The sequence below is a fragment of the Roseobacter sp. N2S genome (assembly GCF_031454055.1).
Taxonomy (GTDB): domain Bacteria; phylum Pseudomonadota; class Alphaproteobacteria; order Rhodobacterales; family Rhodobacteraceae; genus Amylibacter.
Genome location: NZ_JAVDQB010000002.1, coordinates 279865 through 301412, shown reverse-complemented (window position 1 = coordinate 301412; position 21548 = coordinate 279865). Strand labels below are relative to the sequence as shown.

17 protein-coding genes are annotated in these 21548 nt (G+C 54.3%); 10 read left to right on the top strand and 7 right to left on the bottom strand.

Going from position 1 to position 21548, the window contains the following annotated elements:
• Positions 1–30: 30 nt before the first annotated feature.
• The gene (locus tag GGE09_RS07390; RefSeq protein ID WP_309745433.1) at positions 31–1743 is read right to left on the bottom strand and encodes a hypothetical protein; all 1713 of its coding nucleotides are present in this window, start codon (positions 1741–1743) and stop codon (positions 31–33) included.
• A gap of 298 nt (positions 1744–2041) precedes the next feature.
• Between GGE09_RS07390 and GGE09_RS07385 the strand changes: the two genes are divergently transcribed.
• From GGE09_RS07385 to GGE09_RS07345, 9 genes are all read left to right on the top strand, one after another.
• The gene (locus GGE09_RS07385) at positions 2042–4396 is read left to right on the top strand and encodes a hypothetical protein (protein ID WP_309745431.1); all 2355 of its coding nucleotides are present in this window, start codon (positions 2042–2044) and stop codon (positions 4394–4396) included.
• A 192-nt stretch (positions 4397–4588) separates the two neighbouring features.
• Positions 4589–5644, top strand: coding sequence for an efflux RND transporter periplasmic adaptor subunit (locus GGE09_RS07380; protein WP_309745429.1), 1056 nt, complete (start codon positions 4589–4591; stop codon positions 5642–5644).
• Positions 5641–6705, top strand: coding sequence for an efflux RND transporter periplasmic adaptor subunit (locus tag GGE09_RS07375; RefSeq protein ID WP_309745427.1), 1065 nt, complete (start codon positions 5641–5643; stop codon positions 6703–6705). The genes GGE09_RS07380 and GGE09_RS07375 overlap by 4 nt, the downstream gene beginning before the upstream one ends.
• Positions 6702–9773: an efflux RND transporter permease subunit gene (locus GGE09_RS07370; protein ID WP_309745426.1), complete on the top strand. Its 3072-nt coding sequence runs from the start codon at positions 6702–6704 to the stop codon at positions 9771–9773. The genes GGE09_RS07375 and GGE09_RS07370 overlap by 4 nt, the downstream gene beginning before the upstream one ends.
• Positions 9774–9864: 91 nt before the next feature.
• Positions 9865–10659, top strand: coding sequence for a lytic murein transglycosylase (locus tag GGE09_RS07365; protein ID WP_309745424.1), 795 nt, complete (start codon positions 9865–9867; stop codon positions 10657–10659).
• A 393-nt stretch (positions 10660–11052) separates the two neighbouring features.
• Positions 11053–12039, top strand: a complete 987-nt coding sequence (gene dctP / locus GGE09_RS07360; RefSeq protein ID WP_309745422.1) for a TRAP transporter substrate-binding protein DctP — start codon at positions 11053–11055, stop codon at positions 12037–12039.
• Positions 12040–12100: 61 nt separating this feature from the next.
• Positions 12101–12619: a TRAP transporter small permease subunit gene (locus tag GGE09_RS07355; protein WP_309745420.1), complete on the top strand. Its 519-nt coding sequence runs from the start codon at positions 12101–12103 to the stop codon at positions 12617–12619.
• Entirely contained in the window at positions 12616–13911 is a 1296-nt protein-coding gene (locus tag GGE09_RS07350) for a TRAP transporter large permease (protein WP_309745418.1), read from the top strand. Before GGE09_RS07355 ends, GGE09_RS07350 begins: the two co-directional genes overlap by 4 nt.
• A gap of 11 nt (positions 13912–13922) precedes the next feature.
• Positions 13923–14387: a type II 3-dehydroquinate dehydratase gene (locus tag GGE09_RS07345; protein ID WP_309745416.1), complete on the top strand. Its 465-nt coding sequence runs from the start codon at positions 13923–13925 to the stop codon at positions 14385–14387.
• Between the two features lie 9 nt (positions 14388–14396).
• Here GGE09_RS07345 and GGE09_RS07340 read toward each other — a convergent pair whose 3' ends face one another.
• The gene (locus GGE09_RS07340; protein ID WP_309745414.1) at positions 14397–15083 is read right to left on the bottom strand and encodes a GntR family transcriptional regulator; all 687 of its coding nucleotides are present in this window, start codon (positions 15081–15083) and stop codon (positions 14397–14399) included.
• 189 nt (positions 15084–15272) lie between these two features.
• Here GGE09_RS07340 and ilvA point away from each other — a divergent pair, with 189 nt between their 5' ends.
• Positions 15273–16514 carry a threonine ammonia-lyase IlvA gene (gene ilvA, locus GGE09_RS07335; protein WP_309745413.1) on the top strand — a complete coding sequence of 414 codons (1242 nt, stop codon included), beginning with the start codon at positions 15273–15275 and terminating at the stop codon, positions 16512–16514.
• A 25-nt stretch (positions 16515–16539) separates the two neighbouring features.
• Here the strand turns inward: ilvA and GGE09_RS07330 are convergent, their stop codons facing one another.
• The 5 genes from GGE09_RS07330 to GGE09_RS07310 all read right to left on the bottom strand — a co-directional run bounded on the left by GGE09_RS07330 (position 16540) and on the right by GGE09_RS07310 (position 21432).
• The gene (locus GGE09_RS07330; protein ID WP_309745411.1) at positions 16540–17883 is read right to left on the bottom strand and encodes a HAMP domain-containing sensor histidine kinase; all 1344 of its coding nucleotides are present in this window, start codon (positions 17881–17883) and stop codon (positions 16540–16542) included.
• On the bottom strand, positions 17880–18536 hold the full coding sequence (locus GGE09_RS07325) for a response regulator transcription factor (protein ID WP_309745408.1): 657 nt from the start codon (positions 18534–18536) through the stop codon (positions 17880–17882). Before GGE09_RS07325 ends, GGE09_RS07330 begins: the two co-directional genes overlap by 4 nt.
• 19 nt (positions 18537–18555) lie before the next feature.
• On the bottom strand, positions 18556–19308 hold the full coding sequence (locus GGE09_RS07320; protein ID WP_309745406.1) for a phosphatidylcholine/phosphatidylserine synthase: 753 nt from the start codon (positions 19306–19308) through the stop codon (positions 18556–18558).
• Positions 19309–19377: 69 nt separating this feature from the next.
• Positions 19378–19770 (bottom strand): diacylglycerol kinase, encoded by a 393-nt coding sequence (locus tag GGE09_RS07315; protein WP_309745405.1) that lies wholly within the window; start codon positions 19768–19770, stop codon positions 19378–19380.
• A gap of 3 nt (positions 19771–19773) precedes the next feature.
• Complete coding sequence (locus GGE09_RS07310) at positions 19774–21432, bottom strand: phosphoethanolamine--lipid A transferase (RefSeq protein ID WP_309745403.1); 1659 nt, start codon at positions 21430–21432, stop codon at positions 19774–19776.
• Positions 21433–21548 lie beyond the last annotated feature (116 nt).

The window sequence follows — 21548 nt, the reverse complement described above, 5'->3', positions numbered from 1 at the left end:
GAATAAAAAATACGCAGGGTGTGCGACTTTCTAATCGTCAGATAACAAAAGGAAATTACTGGGCGGCGCATTCGTCAGGATAATCCGGTGTTCTGTGTAATCCCCCCAAGGGGTTTGATTGGGGCCAACGTGGAACGCCAGAATATCACCTGCCTGCATCAGTACACGGCGGTTTTTCAGGGCTAGGAGGTCTGTTGTGACGGTCCAGAACAATAGGGTGTCGTTCAGGTAAATTGCGACAGAAATTCCGTCGTCGCTATCTGTACTGACCTGCCAATAGGCATCAATCCCGACAGCGCGCGGCTGATCGGCAGTATAGCTCTGCACGACCTCTATTGGGGCATCTGCCTGACCCGTGGGGACCAGATAAGTGGCCGAAAGACGCAGATCTGCGTAATCCTTATGGCCGAGGTAAGGCACCCAAGGCACCCCTTGGCGTTCCTGTCCGGGCATGGTCTGAAAAGGAAACTGTGCGCCGTTGGCCTGTATGGTGTTTACCCAAGGCGAAGGCGGCGCGGGGGTGTTTGGGTCAGGGTAGCTTAGTTGATGATAGCTGTCGGCCAGCACGGTCTGCTGCCCCAATGTAATGTCAGCCTCTACATCCAGCGGGTGATCTGCAATCAGCACCAAAGGCTCGTTATTTGACAGTTCCAGACCTTCGAGGGGCAAAGGTTTGCCCGCAGGATCAAAGACTTGAAGCTCGTTTGAAACAACCAGACTGCGCGGCACACCCCAGATCACCAGTTTTTTGTTATCAAAGACACAGCCATAAGTGAAGGGATCTGGCTGAAAACGGCGCACGGATTTGCCTGTAAATTCCTGCTGGGCAAAACCGTAGGCGCGTCCCGTTCGGGTGACTGCGCCAGTGTCATCCACCACCGGAATTAACCCGTCACCGCGCGGGTGCATCGGATACCAAACCGCGCGGTCCACCCCCGCCAAGGCCATCTGACAATAATTGCGCAACAAGTAGCCAGGGGCGTCTTGGGCATTTAATGTGCCAAACTCGGTGATTTCAATCGGGATGGTTTCAGCTTCGGGAAGGCGGCGCAATACGTTGATTTGGCGCAATAAATGTTCGGCAGGCGTGTCATATGTATGAAGCGCCAGCGCATCCATATAGGCCGCAGCCCCTTTGGCGTAGGTCATGGCCAGATAACCGACAGGGATCGAATGCACTCCGCCGCCCACAATGCGAATTGCGGGGTTGGCGGTTTTCACCTGTTCATAGACAGATTTCAACAGGGCCACGTAATAGCCTGCGCGGGCTTCAAGGTCTTGGGTGCGGGCGGGGCCTTTGACAAAATCCTCGCCGTTGAACTCATTCCCCACTTCGACAGAGTGGATGTTCGGGTAGTGCTCGACGGTTTGGCGGGCGTAATTGCCAAAGGCGACGACTGCTTTTGGCGTATGGGCCGTGTCGCCCCCGTCATAGGAGGGGTGAAAGGCGTTAACAAAAAGGCTCATCTTCAGGTCACGGGCACGCAAAATTCCCGGAAAGGCGGCGCGCCAGTTGCGATAATCAAACCGCTGTCCGTCTTTTTCCACAACAGACCAATGCACTGTGTCGCGAAAATCACGCACTGGCACGTCAGCGGTGCCCTCCAGAATATCTGGCCGCCAACCCTGACTGAAATTCGACGCCACAGCCAAATCCGGCCCGATCAGGGTTTGCGCCTGCATCTGGGTCGAAAATAACCCAAGACACAGTGCAGATACCGCGCATTTAACTAAACAACTCATTTTACCATCGATTCTAAAGCGCAAGTGCCCGCGTCGCCCTGCCATATGGGACACTGGCTAACATAAAATCGGGATTGTTTCCATTAGAAGCGCGTAGGGACGGAAGTTACGAAAATTATACTCAAATAGAGCAATCTCAAAATGTTCTTGCCGTGGAATTGTCGCATTTCCGCCCAGATCTTAGACCAAATATGCAGGGTCGCCAGCCTGTGCTGCTATGGGCGTGTTTTGCGATGTTTTTTCAACTGTTTTGCAGATCAAAGTCGGTTTGCCGTTTAATGAGTGGGGATCCCAAGGGATGACATCTGAAGTTAATATGATCAACCTACAGGTTATTGCTGTCGATCAAATTGCGCTGGATCAATCTATTGTGGATAAGGCGACTGGAAAAACGCTTTATGAACAGAATATTGCGGGGAATTCCAAATTTTATTCCTGGCAAAGTGACTTTCAAACCATTCCGCTGGGTATGGACGGAAAGCCTGAACAATTTGCCCAAAAACTTCGGGAATCATTGCCCGAGGTGAACAACCTGCGGCTTTTGTTTAACGAAAACTCTTTTGATAAAAACGGTGAATTTCACGAACAATACAAAGCTTTTCTAGAAGAATCGGTGAAGCAAGGGTTTGAGATCACTTTTGTTTATGGCGGCGGGGATGCGCAAAATATTGGCAACGGCGGCTCTGCTTGGGGGCATGAAAGCCTGACAAATGCGCAGGCTTATGCCGCACTGGAAGAGAACTTTACCGATGTGCAAGGCGCGTGGGATGCGTTGCTGGACTGGTTGGATGGTGCGCCCGGGGTTCAAGCCGGTGTTTACGGTTATGAGTTGATGAATGAAGCGGCTGGCTATCGTCGTAGCATCAAAGAGAACGGCACGGGGGACGGCTATGACTATGCCGATTTCGTAAAGTTGTATGCAGATCACGCCATTGAACTGTCCGATACCATTCAGGCCCGTGCTGATGCAAAGGTTCTTGTGGGGGGCTGGGGGTATTCAGGTGATTTCGCCACGCTGGAAAACACGGTTTTGAATGACAAAACGGGCCAATCGGCGCTGGATTACATTCGCGACGGGGTTGGGGATGCGCTGGTCTGGTCGGCACATCTCTATCCGGGGTGGGTCGGCACGAATGATGCGATTTCGACCAAAGACCTGACGCAAATCCTGAAAGATCATTTTTCGGTAATTGCCCAAGACGATGTGCTGATTACCGAAACCAACGCCCATGGTTTGGTGGATAACATCATCGGGGGGGAGGATATCACCGATTTCTTCGTCACCATGTATGAATGGTTCGCCGATAATGACATAGGCATCGGCTGGTTCCCCGGTGCCGAGACAGGCGGCGCGAACTTTGTGGTTATTGATCAAAACGGCTCCCTGCGGTTCTTGCACCAACATTCTTATGCCCACGGGATGAATGCCTTTTCGCTGGGGGATCGGGATGCAGCCCTTTCAGGGGATGACAGGATCGACGTCACCCTGATTGAAGGCCGCCTGCGCAATGAGACCTATGAGAGCGATTACAACGACGGCGCCTTTGATACCGAGGAACTGCTTGGCACCGCTTTCGCCTTTGAAGGGGACGACACACTTGTCGGGACCAGCCTGTCTAACGATTTTGCCTATGGCGGCTATGGCAATGACAGGCTGCTGGGCAAGGGAGGGGATGACTTCTTGTTCGGCCAGCAAGACAACGATGTTTTGATCGTCACAAGCGGGGTGAACCATCTGTACGGGGGATCGGGGAATGATCGTCTGGTTGGGGGTAAAGGCTATGACCAGATGCACGGGGGCAAAGGGAATGATGTGTTTGTCACGGATGGCAAAGGCCAGGACGTTGTAACTGATTTCTCGGTCAAACAGGATATGGTGGACCTGCAAGGCGTGTATGCGGATTGGGCAGAGATATCTGAAAACCTGACCCGCGTGGACGGGGATGCCGACGGGGTTCGGGATGATGTAGAGGTTTCTTTGGGCGGGCGGGCCAGTCTGACCCTGCTAAATGTGAAACTGTCAGCTTTATCTGCCCAAAGCTTTGTCGGGGCACGCCCCGAAGACGGCAAAATCTCTGGTACGGTCTCGGCTGATCTGATCGGTGCAGGCGCCTATGAAGACGCACAGGGGGAGGGCGTGTCAAACGGCGCGGATCGTGTGTTTGGTCTGTCCGGGGATGACACGGTTTATGGCTACAAAGGCAATGACGTGATTTTTGGCGGGCAGGGCGATGACATCCTGTTCGGTGGCGGTGGCAAGGATAAATTGAAAGGTGCGCAAGGCGCGGATCAGTTGGTTGGCAATAACGGCGCTGATATTCTGCTGGGTGGCGGCGGTCGGGATGATCTGTCTGGCGGGCAAGGCGACGATGTTTTGCAGGGCAACAAAGGCAAAGACATACTAAAAGGCGGCGAAGGCCAAGACAGTTTTGTCTTCAAAACGGGCGATGGTGTTGATGTGGTGACGGATTTCAATCTGTCACAGGATGAACTGCATTTTCTGGATGCACAGGACTATAGCGTTAAGGAAACCGCATCAGGTACAATGATCAGCTATGACACAAAAGATAAGGTGTTGCTGGACGGGGTCTTTGCGATCACGGATGGGGATTTGACCAGCCTTGAACTGGCCATCGTGATGGATGGGGCCTGATCCTTTTCACAATTTATGATATAAGTCCCCCATAATAACGCCTTAACACTTGCGGTTAACGTAAGTGGTGCCGCGTAATTTTCTAATGTTTTGGCGCGTTTGGCCATTGACCCTAAGTGTAGGGGTCCTATCGTAACCGCTAGTCTGGTGGCCAAGCGTCGCCCTATTTATGTTTCTCCCCAAGAGGATGAGATGATAAAAATCAAAGCCATTTGCGCATTCCTCTTGCTGTCAGTCCCTGCGCTGGCGGACACCCCGCTGGGGGTGGATGTGATCACCGCAAAATCAACGCCCAATACAAGAATTAACGTTCTGATCGGCGAAATCATCGCGCGGGACACGCTAACAGCTTCATTCCCTGCTGGAGGGCGGATCACCTCTGTCGCCTTTGAGGTTGGGGATAAGGTCAAGGCCGGGGCAATTCTGGCGCAGATGGAATCGGTGCAACAATCCCAAGCCCTGCGTGCCGCCGAAGCCGGCCTTGTAACCGCCGAAGCAGATTACAAACAGGCTCAGGAAAATCTGGAACGCCAAACGGCCTTGCTGGAACGGGGGGCAACCACGCGGATTAGCAAAGATGCCGCCGATGACGAGTTGAACGTGGTTGAGGGCAGCCTGACCCAAGCCCGCGCTGATCTGGATCGCGCACAGAAATCGCTGGATGACACCATATTGCGCGCCACGACGGCGGCGACTGTGACCGCGCGTCTGGTCGAACCGGGGCAGGTGGTTGGCGCAGCGCAAGCGGCATTTGAACTGGCGCTGGGCGATGGGCTGGATGCGGTTTTTGCTGTGCCAGAGGCGATCTTGGTGCAAAGCAACGACGACGACAAAGGCATCACCCTGTCGCTGTTGGACAAACCTGCACAGCCCTTTGTGGGTAAGCTGCGCCGTATTTCCCCGCTGGTCGATCCGGCCACGGGCACGGTCGAGGTTACTTTGGCTGTGTCCGAGGCCCCGGCAGGCACCAGTTACGGCGATGCGGTGCGTGGTATGGTGCGCTTTGAAGGCGGGGATCACATCGTCCTGCCATTTTCCGCCATTTCCGCCACTGCTGACGGTCCTGCCGTTTGGGTGGTAGACCCCGCTACCGACACAGTCTCGCTTAAAACCGTAGAACTGGATCGCTATGAAACCGGCAGGTTTATCCTGCGCGGCGGAATAGCGGATGGAACCATCATCGTAACCCGGGGGGCGCAACTTTTGTACCCGGGGCGCGTTGTGAAAATACTGGACCCGACGCAATGAGAACGGCCCTTTTCTGGCTGATGCTGGCGCTTCCTGCGCTGGGCGATGAAACAAGTGATGCGTTAAAGCTGGCCGAGCCGCGTCCTGTGGTATCCGAAATTGTCAGCCTGACAGCTTTAACCCGTCCGAATTTTGTGGGGGAAGTTGCCGCAAAAACCGAGGCGGATCTTGGTTTTCCCATCGCTGGCACCGTGGCCAGCCGCCCTGTGGATGTGGGGCAACTGGTGGAAAAAGGCGATTTGATTGCCCAACTTGACCCCGAAGATCTGGATGCAGATGTCAGCACAGGTGAAGCGGGCGTTTTGATTGCCCGCACCCAGTTGCGTGCTGCCACAGATGCGGAAAAACGGGCGCGTGATCTGGCGGAACGGGGCGTGGATGCCAGCACCCGCCTTGAAGACGCCACCAGCGCATTGGCCGCCGCCAAAGCCCGCATGGAACAGGCCGAGGCGACCTTGGCCCGCGCCCGTGACATGCGCGGGCTTGCCACTTTAACTGCACCTCAAAACGGCGTAATTACAGTAGTTTACGCGGAATCTGGCGCTTCGCTTACAGGGGGGCAACCGATTGTGCGCCTGACCGGCACAGAGGGGCGTGAAATTGTCGTGGATTTGATCGAACAGGACATTGCTTCCTTGGATATCGGGGCAGAATTTGACGTGGTGCTGGCCGCCATGCCTGAAATTTCGGTGACCGCCAAATTATACCGTATTGACCCCGTTGCCGAACGCACCACTCGCACCCGCCGCCTGCATTTGACGCTGGACGATGCGCCGCCAAGTTTTCGTCTTGGGGCCTTGGCCAAAGTCTCGCTTGTGACAACATCCGAGGCAGGGCTGAGCATTCCACTTTCTGCCATCCGAACCAAAGGCGATATGGCCGAGGTTTGGGTCGTGGATCGCGCCACAAATACAGTGTCCAGCAAATCCGTAACCCTTGGGATGACCTTCGCCGAGCGGGTTCGCATCAAAAGCGGCCTGAAAGCGGGCGATGAGATTGTTCTCAAAGGTATATATTCTCTGAAGGACGGGCAGACTGTCGGCCCGCAAATGCACCCATGACCCGATTTAATCTCTCTGACTGGGCGTTGAACCACCGGTCTTTCGTCTGGTTCCTGATGATCATCGCACTGGTAGCCGGTGCTATGTCTTATTTGAATATCGGACGGGAAGAAGATCCCAATTTCTCGATCAAGGTTATGGTGATTTCCGGGTCTTTACCGGGTGCGGATACGCAAGAAACCCTGACACAGGTGACCGACCGGATTGAGAAAAAACTGGAAGACCTTGATTCCCTTGATTTTACCCGCTCGATCACACGGCCGGGACAGGCGATTGTTTACCTTGAACTGCTGCCCACCACCAAAGCGGACCAACTGCCGCTGATCTGGCAAAAAGTCCGCAATATGATGGGGGATATCAGTGGCGAATTCCCCGAAGAATTCCGCGGTTTCCAGTTTAACGACAGTTTCGGCGATGTGTTTGGCAACATCTACGCCTTTACCTCTGACGGGTTTTCCCCGCGAGAGACACGTGATTTTGTCGAACGTGTCCGCCAAGAAGTGCAAGCGCTGGATGATGCGGGCAAGGTCGAGATTTTTGGCACTCGTGAAGAAGTCATCTATCTGGAATATTCCACCGAACGCCTTGCCGCGCTTGGGTTGAACCAGCAGGCTGTTCAGGCCACTTTGGCCGCACAAAACGCGATTATCCCATCCGGTGTGATTGATTCAGGGCCGGAACGGGTTTTGGTGCGGGTGGAAGGCCAGTTCGCCGATGCAGGCAGCTTGGAAGATATCAATCTGCGCGTCGGGGACCGGTTCTTCCGCCTGACAGATGTGGCTGAAATCAAACGGGGCTACGAAGACCCGCCCAGCAGCCTGTTCCGCTACAAAGGGCAAGAGGCCATCGGCCTGTCTGTGGGCATGCGCACGGGGGCCAACATCGTTGAATACGGTGAAAAGCTGAAAAACGTTATCGAAAAAGCCCGCGCAGAACTGCCCATCGGGTTGGAAATCCATCAAGTGGCAGATCAACCCGTTGTGGTTGAAGAAGCGGTAAATCATTTTATCAAAGCCCTGATCGAGGCGATCCTGATCGTGCTTGCCGTCAGTTTTATCAGTCTTGGATTACGGGCAGGTCTGGTCGTAACCCTGACGATTCCGCTGGTTCTGGCGATTACATTTGTGGTGATGGAATATTACGGGATCACGCTGCAACGGATTTCCCTTGGTGCGCTGATTATCGCGCTTGGTTTGTTGGTGGACGATGCGATGATCGCCATTGAAACCATGATCTCGCGGTTGGAAATCGGTGAAAGCCTAACAAAAGCAGCGTCTTACGCTTGGACATCAATCGCCTTTCCGATGCTGACAGGCACGTTGATTACGGTTGCTGGATTTATTCCAATCGGGCTGAATACCTCGGCTGCGGGGGAGTTTACCTTTTCCTTGTTCGTGGTGATCGCAGTGGCTTTGGTGGTGTCGTGGATCGTTGCTGTGCTGTTTGCACCGCTGATTGGTGTTACCCTGCTGCCTGCGCGCATGAAGCATCACAATGTGGCTCCGGGCCGGTTCCGCCGTGCTTTCCATGGCTTCTTGCGCCTTGCCATGCGGTTCCGTTGGGTGACGATTGTAGCAACCTTGCTGGTCTTTGCGTTCTCGATCTACAGTATGCGGTTTGTGGAACAACAGTTTTTCCCCAATTCGGATCGTACCGAGTTGATCGTCGACATGACCCTGCCGCAAAATGCCACTATAGAGGCAACGCGCACCGAAATGGATCGGATGGAGGTCCACCTGAAAGACAATGAGAACGTGCTGTTCTGGTCGTCTTATGTTGGGCGTGGTGCGCCGCGATTCCTGTTGGCTTTTGATGTGCCCACAGCCGGGGCAAACACAGGCCAGATCGTCATTCAAACCCCCAATGTTGCCGCCCGCGATGCCCTGCGCGCCCAGTTGAACCATGTGGCCGAGACCGAATTTCCGGGCGTTGATAACTTTATCAAGCTGCTGGAAATTGGCCCCCCCGTCGGGCGTCCTGTGCAATACCGCGTCAGTGGGCCTGATATCAATCTGCTGCGCGACAAAGCCCGCGAACTGGCCTCGGTCATTGCTAGGGATGCGCGTCTGACCAGTATCGTGTTGGATTGGAATGAACCCGCCCGCGTGATCCACGTGAATATACTTCAGGATAAGGCCCGCCAATTGGGGATCACGGCGACGGATATCGCCTCGGCGCTGAATGCGATTTATGACGGGCTTTCGGTGACGCAACTGCGCGATCAAGCCTATCTGATCGACATTGTCGGACGCGGCGATGACGAGGCTCGCAAATCGGTCGAAGGGCTTGCCAACCTGCAACTTACAGCTTCCAGCGGGGCAGTGATCCCGCTGCGGGCCGTTGCGACCTTTGACTATGGCACCGAACAGCCGGTGATCCATCAACGCAATCGCACACCGACAATCACGGTGAAGGCCGCGATTTCTACCAAGGACCAGCCGGATTCAATCGTGCGGGACCTGACGGCGAAAGTGGCTGATTTTAATGAAAACCTCCCCCTTGGCTACAGCGCCGTTGTCGGTGGTTCGGTTGAAGCAAGTGCCGACAGTCAGGCCCCGATTGCGGCAGTGGTGCCCTTGATGATCCTGATCATGCTGACCCTTAGCATGGTGCAGATGCAGGGCTTCCGCCTGACCTTTGTGGTGTTATGTGCGGCGCCTTTGGGATTGATTGGCGTGGTTGCCGCGCTGGTGCCATCAGGCGCGCCGCTTGGGTTTGTGGCCATTCTCGGGGTGCTGGCGCTGATCGGGATTTTGATCCGCAATTCCATAATTCTGGTCCATGAAATAGAGGTTCTGCGCGAAAAGGGCCGCACCGCATGGGATGCGGTCTTTGAAGCCAGCGACAGCCGCGCGCGGCCGATCCTGCTGACCGCCGCTGCGGCCAGTCTGGCGTTGATCCCGATTTCACGGCAAATTTTCTGGGGGCCAATGGCCTATGCCATGATGGGCGGGATTATCGTAGGCACGATCATTACGCTGGTCTTTGTGCCAGCCCTGTATCTTGCTGTGTTTCGCGTTGAAAAACCGGATGGGTCCGCACCGCAGGAAGAAGCTGAAACCGCTTGAAATTCACTACTAAGCAACGCGGCAAACGAAAAGCTTGTCGCGTTTTCACTTACGGGTATGATGAACGGGACCGTTAACAGAAAGAGTTCCCATGTTCACACGTCCTTTGGTTTTCGCATTGGCATTGGGGTTTGCCGCGCCCGTAACTGCCGCTTCTTGTGGCAATACCAGCGCCGGATTTACCGCGTGGAAATCGGAATTTGCCCAAGAAGCAAAGCAAGCGGGGGTGCAAAAGCGCGGATTACAGGCCTTGGCCTCGGCGCAATATGCATCTGGAACAATTGCAGCGGATCGCAATCAAAAGTCGTTCAAATATTCGCTCGATAAATTCATGAAACTGCGTGGGGCCGACACAATTGTCAGCCAAGGGCGCAAACGCAAGGCCAGAAATCCGCAGGTGTTTTCTGCCCTTGAACGGATTTACGGAGTGCCTGCGGGGGTTATTATTGCGATTCATGGCATGGAAACGGCTTTTGGCGGGTTTATGGGGAAATCAAATGTGGTCTCGGCGATTACAACCCTGACCTATGATTGCCGCCGCTCGGCGTTTTTCCAGCCCCATGCTATCGGTGCGTTAAAACTAGTGGATCAGGGGGCTATTACAGCGAGCACGAAAGGCGCCAAACACGGGGAATTGGGGCATACGCAATTCCTGCCCGGCAATGCACTGACCTATGGTGTGGATGGCAACGGGGACGGGCGGGTTGATTTTTACAACCAAACCGACGCACTGGCCTCAACCGCGAATTTCCTGCGTCAAAAGGGCTGGAAGCCGGGGCAGGGCTATCAGGAAGGCCAACCGAATTTTGCGGTGATCAAACAGTGGAATGACGCTACCGTCTATCAAAAAGCCATCGCCATTATGGGCGCACGGATCGACAAGTAACGTTTTTCCTTTCCTAAAAGGGGCTTTGGCTGTCGCCGAATATCCCCGTTAAGACCAATAGTATTCTGATTTAAGGGCGGCTTTACAGCGTGCCTTTCCTACAGGCGTAGCGCTTGCGAGGGCTGATTCCCAATTGTTGCCTGAAGTTTCTGGCATTCTTTCTTCGAACTCTGCTGGGTGGTCCCGTTGTTATTAGGGGTATGCCCAAGGTTCCTGACCATTCCAAGTCAATACAGACAAACGAAAAATTTTTGAAAACGGATCGGGGCATGGTCTGGAATGGGGCACTCAGGGGGAAGGCATGAAAACTGCCTTTACTGAAAACATAATTTAGCATACAAAAATGATAATATCTGCTATTTTTGATTTTACATGATTAACGGGAGGACTATCATGACACTTAAACTTAACCGCCGTAGCGTTTTGGCGCTCCTGACCCTTTCAACCGCAGCTTTGGCTGTTCCGGCTCTGGCGCAAGACAAGGTCGAATTACGCTTTTCTGCGGTATTTTCGGAACAAGACATCCGCGCAGAAATGATGAAGAAATTCGCCGCAGGGATCGGCGAAGGGTATGATCTAAAGCCCTATTACGGGGGGACTTTGTTCAAACAGACCACTGAGATCGTGGCAATCCAGCGCGGAAATCTGGAAATGGGCAACGTGGCACCGCAGGATATATCCAATCAGGTTCCGGCCTTTTCCATCCTGACCTCTGCCTATCTGTTCCGCGACGCGGCCCATCTGAAGGCCTTTTTTGCCAGTGATGCAGGCACCGAAATGAAAGCTTTGGCCGAAGACCAGTTGGGCATCAAAATTTTGGGGCCAACCTATTTTGGGACCCGTCAATTAGGTCTGCGGATCGACAAAAAGATTAACACACCTGCGGATATGGCCGGCGTAAAGCTGCGGATGCCGGGGGGGGATGCTTGGCAGTTCCTTGGGCAGGCCTTGGGCGCAAATCCAACGCCGATGGCCTATGCCGAGGTTTATACTGGCCTGCAAACTGGCGCCATTGACGGGCAGGATAACCCGCTGCCCAACGTGGAAAACATGAAGTTCTACGAGGTTACAAAACAGATCGTCCAGACCTCGCATTTGGTGGGATATGACCTGTTGGTCGTGTCCAAAAAGGTCTGGGATGCCATGGATGCAGATCAGCAGGCCGCCTTTCAACAAGCCGCCGATGACGCCATCGCATGGAGTACCGAGCAGCACCTGAAACGGGAGGAAAACCTTGTCGCTTTCTTCAAGGAGAAAGGCATTGAGATTTATACACCCGATGTAGATGCCTTCCGCGCGTTTGCGCAGGCGAAATATCTGGATTCTGATCTGTCCAAGGATTGGCCAGCGGGCATGTTGGATAAAATCAACGCGCTTTGATCGCAATCTGGCGGCGGGATTGCCCTGCCGCCTGATACCAAGGACCGGCTGGGGGAATGAAATGGATAGGATGATGCATGCAGCGGGTTGGCTGCACCGTCGGGCGGAAAACGTTCTCGCCCTGATGATTGCGGTCATGTTTGGCGCTTTCATTGTTCAGGTGGCCAGTCGGTATTTGTTCAATTTCTCACTTGGCGGCGCGTCTGAACTGACCATTATTATGTGGCTGTGGCTGGTCCTTTGGGGCGCTGGTTTTGTGCTGCGCGAGCGAGAGGAAATCCGCTTTGATGTGGTTTACGGGCTGTTTGGCCTGCGGGGGCAGCGGGCTATGACCGCCATCAGCGCAATCGCGTTGCTGGCGCTTTACGGCTATTCGCTGCCTGCGGTTTGGGACTATGTGACCTTTATGCGCATCCAGAAAACATCTTATCTGGATATCCGGTTCGACTGGCTGTTTTCGATCTATATCCTGTTTGTGGGCGCGGTTCTGATCCGCTATCTGGCGATCCTTTTCAAAACGCTCGGCGGATGCAATATCCTCAAAGATATCGGGCGCAGTGAAAAAGGATCAAAGCAATGATCGACCCGTTTGTCGCCTGCATCCTGTCTATTTTATTGCTAAGCCTACTTGGATTGCCCATCGGCCATGCGATGATTGCGTCGTCGATCCTGTATCTGATGCTGGCGGGGCTGGATATGGGAACCGCAGCCGAGCAATTGCTGAACGGCATGTTTTCCAGCTATATCCTGCTGGCAGTGCCGCTGTTTATTCTTGCGGCAGAGCTGATGAATTCAGGCTCGTTAACCCTGCGGCTTTTGACGTTTTGCAATGCCATCGTCGGGCGGTTTCCGGGCGGGCTGGCGCTGGTGAATGTGGTGCAAAGCATCATCTTCGCGGGCATGTCCGGCTCTGCCATTGCCGATGCGGCGGGGACGGGCAAGATGATGCAGCGCATGATGACGGAGGGGGGCAAATACCCACCCGCCTTTGCCGCCGCATTGACCGCAGCTTCGGCGGTGATCGGGCCGATTATCCCGCCCTCTATCCCGATGGTGATCTATGCTTTGGTTTCGGATGCCTCGATCGGGTATCTGTTTCTGGCAGGGGTAGTGCCTGGGTTGATTATGGGGCTGGGGCAGGCGACGATCATCTTGACCACCGCCAAACGGCGTAATTTTCCTATCGAACCCCCAGTGCCGCTGCGTGCATTGCCGCGCATCACCGTGACTGCGTTTCCCGCATTGATGATGCCGGTTGTTTTGCTGGGCGGAATCTATGGCGGCGTCACCACCCCGACCGAGGCGGCCGCTGTCGCAGCCCTCTATGCCCTGCTTGCCTCGGCCCTGCTATACCGCAGCGTTTCCTGGTCCAGCCTGTATGACGCGCTGCAATCAAGCGGGCGGACCACGGCCTCTATCGGGATGCTGATCGCAGGGGCGCTGGTGTTCAATTACGTGGTGACAGTGGAAAATATCCCCACATCTTTAAGCAGGTTTCTGGCGGAATTTGATCTGACGGCCACAGGTTTTTTGCTGGCGGTCAATGTCATCCTGCTGTCCCTTGGGTGTTTGCTGGAAGGCACTACCATCCTGCTGGTGATTGTGCCGGTTTTCATCCCGACAGCACAGGCGCTTGGCATTGATATGGTGCATTTCGGGGTGATCTGCGTGGTCAATATTATGATCGGCCTGATCACGCCCCCTTATGGTCTGTTGCTGTTTGTGATGACCAGTATTTCGGGGCAACCCCTGCGGGCCATCGCGCGTGAAGTGATGCCGTTTTTGATCACCATGCTCGCCTCGCTTTTACTGATAACACTCGTTCCCGGCCTTGTGCTGTGGCTTCCGAGACTTCTTGGCTATACTGGATAAGGACTCCCCCCATGACCACGCACGCGCCGTTTACGGCCATTCATATTCTGAATGGTCCGAACCTGAACCGACTTGGCACCCGAGAGCCGCAAATCTACGGGACCACTACGCTGGCGGATATTGAAACTATGGCGCGCAGGGCGGCAGGGGACCGCCCGCTGGAATTTCGCCAAAGTAATTCCGAACAACAGTTGATTGAGTGGATCCATGATGCAACGGATACGGCAGCAGGGCTGATTATCAACCCCGCAGCTTTCACTTTTACTTCAATGGCGATTATGGATGCGCTGAAAATGTTTCCACGCCCGTCAATAGAATTACACATTTCGAACATTCACCGACGCGAGGCGATCTACCACAATTCTTATATGTCAGGGGTTGTTACATCGGTGATTGCCGGGCTGGGCGCGCGTGGATATGTGCATGCGGTTCACGCCATGGCAGAGCTGATCGACACGCCTAAAGACACTGACTAAAGACGGGGCCTAAAGCGGTATCCGCCCCGTGCTGAGCACAAGATCAAGCCCGCTTTGGATGTGGTTGGTCAACAGTTTGACCGCCGCATCCGCCTTGCGGGCCACCACCAGATCGCGCAACTCGCTGTGGTCAACGGCGGCGGGGCGGCCTCTGAATTCAAGCACCAACATGTGATAGCGGATGAACCGGTCAAAGGCGCTGGAATGGGCGGCCATGATCGCAGGGGAGGCGCAGGCCGAAATGGTGGCGTGGTGGAATTCCCAATCCTGCTGGACCCATGCGTTGACCATGGATAAGTCACCCTCGATGATCTTTTCCTCAACCGTGCTCAGCATATAATGGGCGCGGACCACGTCTGCCTCCCAGCGCAAATCACCAGCGGCGATGGATTGGCGCAAGGCTTGTGTTTCCAACAGCAAACGCAAAGCTGCCACGTCCCGCAGACCGGCCTGTGATACACCCGCAACTTCAAACCCGCGCTGGCCTTCGGCGTGGATCAACTGTTCCACCCAAAGCCGCGTCAGGATTTCGCGCACGGTGCTAACCCCTACGGCATACCGTTCTTTCAAAGCGTCGATTTTCAGCTTTTCCCCGGGTTTCAAATAGCCCCGTATGATGTCAGATTTGATCCGACGATAAGCCACATCACCGATGGTTTCGTTTTCTCGGGGTTCAAAGAAGCTTTTGCTTTCCACGAAGTATGATCCAATCTGTCTGATTTGGTGCGTTGCAGCATGTATTATTAACTTTGCCAGAGATTAACGTGTTTGGGAGGGCTTTCAAAGCCTGATTGTGCAACGCTGGCCCTGCCGTGTGCTTTGCGCTAGGACAGGCGCAACTGCCCTGCGGAATTGCGGGCGGAAAAAGACAAAGGAGTGTTCCCGATGACCGATTTTCGCGCCGCTGCGCAGCAAGCTTGCGATGAAATGCGGGCTTTGTTTGAGGAAACACCCCTGCAACGCAATGACCACCTGTCCCTGAAATACGACGCGGATATCTGGTTAAAACGCGAAGACCTGTCGCCAGTGCGGTCTTATAAAATTCGCGGGGCCTTTAACGCCCTGCGCAAGGCCCGTGCGGCGCAACCTGATCAAACCACCTTTGTCTGCGCCAGTGCGGGCAATCACGCGCAGGGGATGGCCTATGTCTGCCGTCATTTCGACGTGCGTGGGGTGATTTTTATGCCGGTTACAACGCCGGCACAAAAGATTGAAAAGACCCGCATTTTTGGTGGCTCTAACATCGAAATCGTTCTCAAGGGCGATTATTTTGATGACACATTGGCCGAGGCGCAGGCCTATTGCACCGCTAAAGGCGCGCATTTTCTGTCGCCTTTTGACGATGACGACGTGATCGAAGGCCAAGCCTCGGTTGCGGTGGAAATTGCACGGAACATGCAGGTTCTGCCCGATATGGTCGTGCTGCCAGTGGGCGGTGGCGGGCTTTCGGCGGGGATAAAATCCTACTTTGGCGGGCAGGGACCGGAATTGATTTTTGCCGAACCTGCGGGGGGTGCCAGTTTAAAGGCGGCATTGCGCGCAGGCACACAGGTTACGCTGCAAAAGGTGGATAATTTTGTGGACGGGGCGGCTGTGGCGCGGATCGGGGATCGTAATTTTGCTGTGCTACAGGATGTCAGCGCGGATCAGGTTTACCCCGTGGACGAGGACCGTCTGTGCACCACGATGATCGAGATGTTGAACATCGAGGGTATTGTTCTAGAGCCCGCTGGCGCGCTGTCCATCGACGTCTTGGCCGATATAGCCGATCAGATCAAAGGTAAAACCGTGGTCTGTGTCAGTTCTGGCGGAAATTTTGATTTTGAACGCCTGCCAGAGGTGAAAGAAAGGGCGCAGCGCTTTCTTGGGCTGAAAAAATACTTCATCCTGCGTCTGCCGCAACGCCCCGGTGCCTTGAAAGATTTCCTTGGGCTGCTTGGGCCAAAAGATGACATTGCCCGCTTTGAATACCTGAAAAAATCCGCCCGCAATTTCGGAACAGTTTTGATCGGGATCGAGACCGATGATCCTGCGAATTTTGGCAATCTGGACGCGCGGATTACGCAAGCGGGGTTTGACCTGCGCGACATCACCAAAGATGCGGCGATTGCCGATTTTCTGATCTAAATTTGTGCCCCTTAAGGTGTGCAAATCAGGTCGGTAGGGTCAGGATTACTGAAAATCCACGGTCAGAATCCGCCCGTGGGGATTTGATTTCCAATGCGGTGCCTGATTGTTCGCACAGGGTGTTGACGATGGAAAGACCCAGGCCAAATCCGTCCAAGGCGTTGGATTTACGCACAAATCTTTCCCGAATTGCCGATAGATCAGCATCATTTAGGGGATCGCAGTCGTTGGAAATACTAATCACGCCGGGGCTGCGAGCGTCCAGAACCACGGGGTGCAAACCGCTGGAATATTTGCAGGCATTGTCCAGCAGGTTGGACAGAATTATCGCCAGCGCATCCGGGTCGATGCTGCTGTCAAACGCGCCTTCGGGCGGGTGAATTTCAAAACTGTTGTCGGTTTTGGTCTGGCGGGTTGCTTCATCAAACATCAGCCGGATCACCAAGTTAATATCGGATCTGTGCTCTACTGTTCCAATGCCGGATTGGGCACGGGAAAATTGCAGCAAACGTTCCACTTGATGGATCAATCTCTTGAGGCTGGTTTCGATTTCGCTTGCGTTTTCAAGCACCTGCGGTTGGTTGCTTTGGGCTATCAAACGCTGGGTATGGGCCAGAGACACGGCCAATGGCGTGCGCAATTCATGGGCTGCGGTGGTTGCGAAACGGCGTTCTGCCTCGACCGCTTTGTCCAGACGGGATAACAGACGGTTCAGGTTTTTGACCGCAGGGGCCATTTCAATAAAGGTCTGGCTGTCGTCGATCGGGGTCAGATTGCCCTCGTGTTTCTGACTGATTTCATTGCCAAGCTGCATGACGGATCGTTGCATCTGGGTGATGGCATAGCGCATGACGCCAAAAGCGATCAGCACGATCATCGCCATGCTAACTGTGGTGCCGATCAACCCGTCGCGCATTGCCTCATTGCGTTCGGTCAAGGGTTCGCCGACGTATAAGATGTTGCCGGAACTATCTGGTTTTGTTGTGTAAAAACGAAAGTTGTGCAGGGTGGTAAAGCCGTGGGACTTGCCCAGTTCAGGGAAGGATTCCAACGGCATGAACGACGAGACAACCGCCAAATTGCCTTGCTGGTTCAGCAGCCAGAAAAAGGCCTTTTCATCTTCATCCAGACTGAGGTCATCAATCAAAGTGGTGTCAAAAATCTGTGTCTTGTCAGTAGATGCAGGGTGTAATGTCAGCAGCGGCAACAGCAGGTTAGCCTTGGCTTGCAAGCTGATGTCGAGCAATTCGTCATATTCGTCCCGCGCAATGTAGTTGGTGGCCAGTATCCCCACTAAAAACGCCACTCCACAGGCCACCAACAGCCTGCGGGTTAGCATTTTGGACAGGCTGGTGGCGTGTTGCGTCATCGGGTGATGCTGTAGCCAAGGCCGCGGTGTGTCAATATCACGTCTTTGCCGAGTTTAGCGCGCAGGCGACTGATATGGGCCTCGATTGCATTGCTTTCTATGTCGCCTTCAAATGAATACAGCGCCTCTTCCAATGCGGATTTTGCGATGACGTTATTGGCGCGTCGCAGCAGGAATTCCAGCAGGGACCACTCTTTCGCGGTCAGTTGCACAGGCTGGCCATCGCGTAGGGAACTGCGCCGTTCCAGATCAAATTCCAGTGGACCCAGTTTGATTAGTTGGGATGCGTTTTCCAGATTGCGGCGGGTAACTGTATGAATCCGCGCGGATAATTCCTGCAAATCAAAAGGTTTGATCACATAGTCATCCGCACCCAGATTCAGCCCTTTGATCCGGTCGCTGATTTTATCCCGCGCTGTCATGATGATAATCGGGATGTAGTGGGAATACCCCCGCACTGTGCTGAGCAGGGTCAGCCCATCCCCGTCTGGCAGCTGTAAATCCAGCAAAACCAGATCATAATCGCTGGCCTCCGCAGCAAGGCGGGCTTCTGTCAGGTTGTCAAACCAGTCACACAGGTGGTTTTCGGATTTCAGATGCTCGACCAGCGCGCGTGCCAGCGGGGCTTCGTCTTCGACTAACAGCAGTCGCATTGGCCGGACTCCGCAGGGGTTATTCGGGGGTGTCTTCGGTGTGGTCCCGCTTGTATTGGGCCACCGCAAACGGGATAGAGATCAGATAGGCCAGATCCGCCAAAATCAAGGTTTGCCACGGGTAGGACACCAGTAAAACCACCGTAGCCATCGAACCTCCGATCACCAGCGGCAGGTGTCTTCTGGGAACCGAGGCATGTTTGATCGAATAGGTCGGCAAGGTGCTGATCGCCAGCGCCGCCGTGCCAACCATATAAAGCGCCGCAATCCCCAGATACTGATCCGCCGCCCACCAGCCCACCAGATACAGATAAGCAGGCAGCAGGGCCAGACAGGCCAGCGCGGGGGCAGGGACGCCTACAAAATAGTCGCTTTGTTTGGCCGAAACCTTGGTGTCCGTCAGCCCCAGATTGAACCGCGCCAGACGCAGCGCGCAGGCCACTGCAAGGGCCAGACAGCCAAGCCAGCCGATATTGGCATTGGGCGTATCGGCGTAAAAAGCGTTGAAGATCAACACGCCCGGCGCAATCCCGAAGTTAAAGAAATCCGACAGGGAATCCAGTTCCGCCCCAAACGGACTGGCAGTATCCAGAAACCGCGCCAGTTTCCCGTCGGCGGCATCCAGAAACGTCGCCAGAACAATCAGATACAGCGCCAGTTCCAGATTGCCAGACATGCTCATCCGCAACGACGTCAGCCCGACACAGAGCGCAAAGACTGTCACCAGATTTGGTACGATGTGGCGCAGTTTCACCGGTTTACTCGTGCTCATGCCAAAGCCTTGCAGTGGAGGATGGGCCCGATAGGGCGCAGGATGCGCGTCGTCTTCATTTTTCTTTCCTTATAGCCCGCAGAGATGGCGAAGGGCGGTTAACCCGATGAACCCGCCGCAGATCAGCAGCACACAAAGCACGGCCAATGATCCCAGATCCTTAGCATCCCGTGCGAACTCTTGCCAGTCAGGGGCAAGGTGATCCACCAGACATTCTACAGCCGTGTTCAGTGCCTCTACCGCGATCAGCAGCAAAAACAAACAGCCCAGAAGGGCATATTCCCAGATTTCAGCACCCGAAAGCGCAAACAGCAGAATTCCGCCCCCACAGGCACAAACTTCAAGGCGAAACGCGGTTTCCTGCATCAAGCGGCGCAGCCCCCCCAAAGAATAGCCAGCGGCGGCAAAAATATGGCGCAGGCCGTGGACGGGGGCGGGTTTTGGACGTGTTGTCTGTTCCATGATTTAGCTGTCTTTCCGGGTCTTGCAGGTGGCAAAAATGTCCTGTGCCGCGTTGTAGTCTGTGGTTTGCACATCCAACAACCCAAGCACCGAATGGAACAGATTGTCGTGGCTTAGCGCTTGGTCGGCTTTTTGTTGTAAACAGGCTGTTTCGATGGAAAACTGCTTTTGATAGCTGGGTGACATCCAAACCACCATTGGCACATGGGTTTGCTGGCTTGGGGCTAGAAAATACGGCGCACCGTGCAGGTACAACCCGTTTTCCCCCAATGATTCCCCGTGATCGGACACATAAATCAAAGACGTTGCCAAATTGGTTTGCGTGGTCAGGAAATCAATGGTCTGGCTCAGCACATGATCCGTATAGGCGATGGTGTTGTCATAAGCGTTCACAATTTCCTGCTGGGTGCAGTTCTTAAATTCTGCAGTCTGACAATCAGGGGTGAATTTGGCAAACCCTTCGGGGTAGCGCAATTTATAGGTGGGGCCGTGGCTGCCGATCTGGTGCAGCACCAATACTGTATCTTGAGTGATCGAGGCCGCGAAATTCTGCAAGGGTTTCATAAAAACACCGTCATCACATTCTCCGCGCGCACAAAATTCAGCGTCTTTGGTGCCTTCAAAGCTGCGAAAATCCTGTCGTTTGGCCAAACCTTTGTCGCCGGTGTTATTGTCCCACCAAGTTACAGAAAATCCTGCATGATCAAGCACATCCAGCAGGTTTTCGTTTGAAACACCTTTTTCGTAGGAATAATCCTTGCGGGTGAAATTTGAAAACATGCAGGGCAGGGATACAGCCGTTGCCGTGCCACAGGACGACACATTGGTGAAATAGGTGATCGGTTGTTTGGCCAGCTCGGGGTTGGTGTCGACAGCGTATCCGTTCAGGCTGAAATTTTCAGCCCGCGCAGTTTCGCCGGCTACAATGATCGTCAGTACGGGTTTGGCCCCTTGGACGTAGGCCGCCCCCTTATGGGCATCAAGCCCAAGCGGCATGATTGGTGCATTGGCCGCGCGCGTTACCATTTTGACATAGCGCACAGTGCCAACAATCGGTGCACCCGGTTGAAAGCTGCTCATCAGGTCTTTGCGTTCCCGTAGAACTGCGGAATAGGCTTTGTAATTGGTTAACAGCAGCCCGAGACACAGCGCAAGACTGACCACACCGACCAGAAGCGGCGTGCCCAGACTGACCAGCAGCGACTGTTTCTTAACCTTGACCCAAAACAGCGCCAATGCAGGTAAGACGCCAAAAAATATCACGTGGCTGATAAATTGTAGCGTAATCAGATGTTTGGATTCCGTGAACGTGGTTGTCACAACGTTCTGGATCATCTCGCGATCAATAAACACGCCCAGTTTATCCATGTAGAATGACGTGACAGCGCTTAGGATCAGGATGATCGCCAATGCGGGGCGCACAATCGGGCGAAAACTGAACAGCGCCAAAAACGCAAGGAACAGGAAAAACAGCGCAACTGCGAAGATACCGAGCAGGGGCATATGACCCGAGAAAACCTCGGCTCCGATGGTCCAGAAGGTTGCGTTATCCGCCAGCATCACAAACAGGCCAACGGCAGCACTTAGGGTGAGGGGGCTCAGGTGCAGTGGCTTGCCGCGTGTCTGGAAGAACTGCTGAAAGGGTAAGGTTACATCGCTCAAGGAATCTCTCCGTGTCCTGTGTTGCGCAGCATTTGACGTAGTTAGCTTACGGCAACCTTACGGAACCTGACGGAGGACGTTTTTTAATAGGGCGGGTTTTGGTGGACCTAGCAACC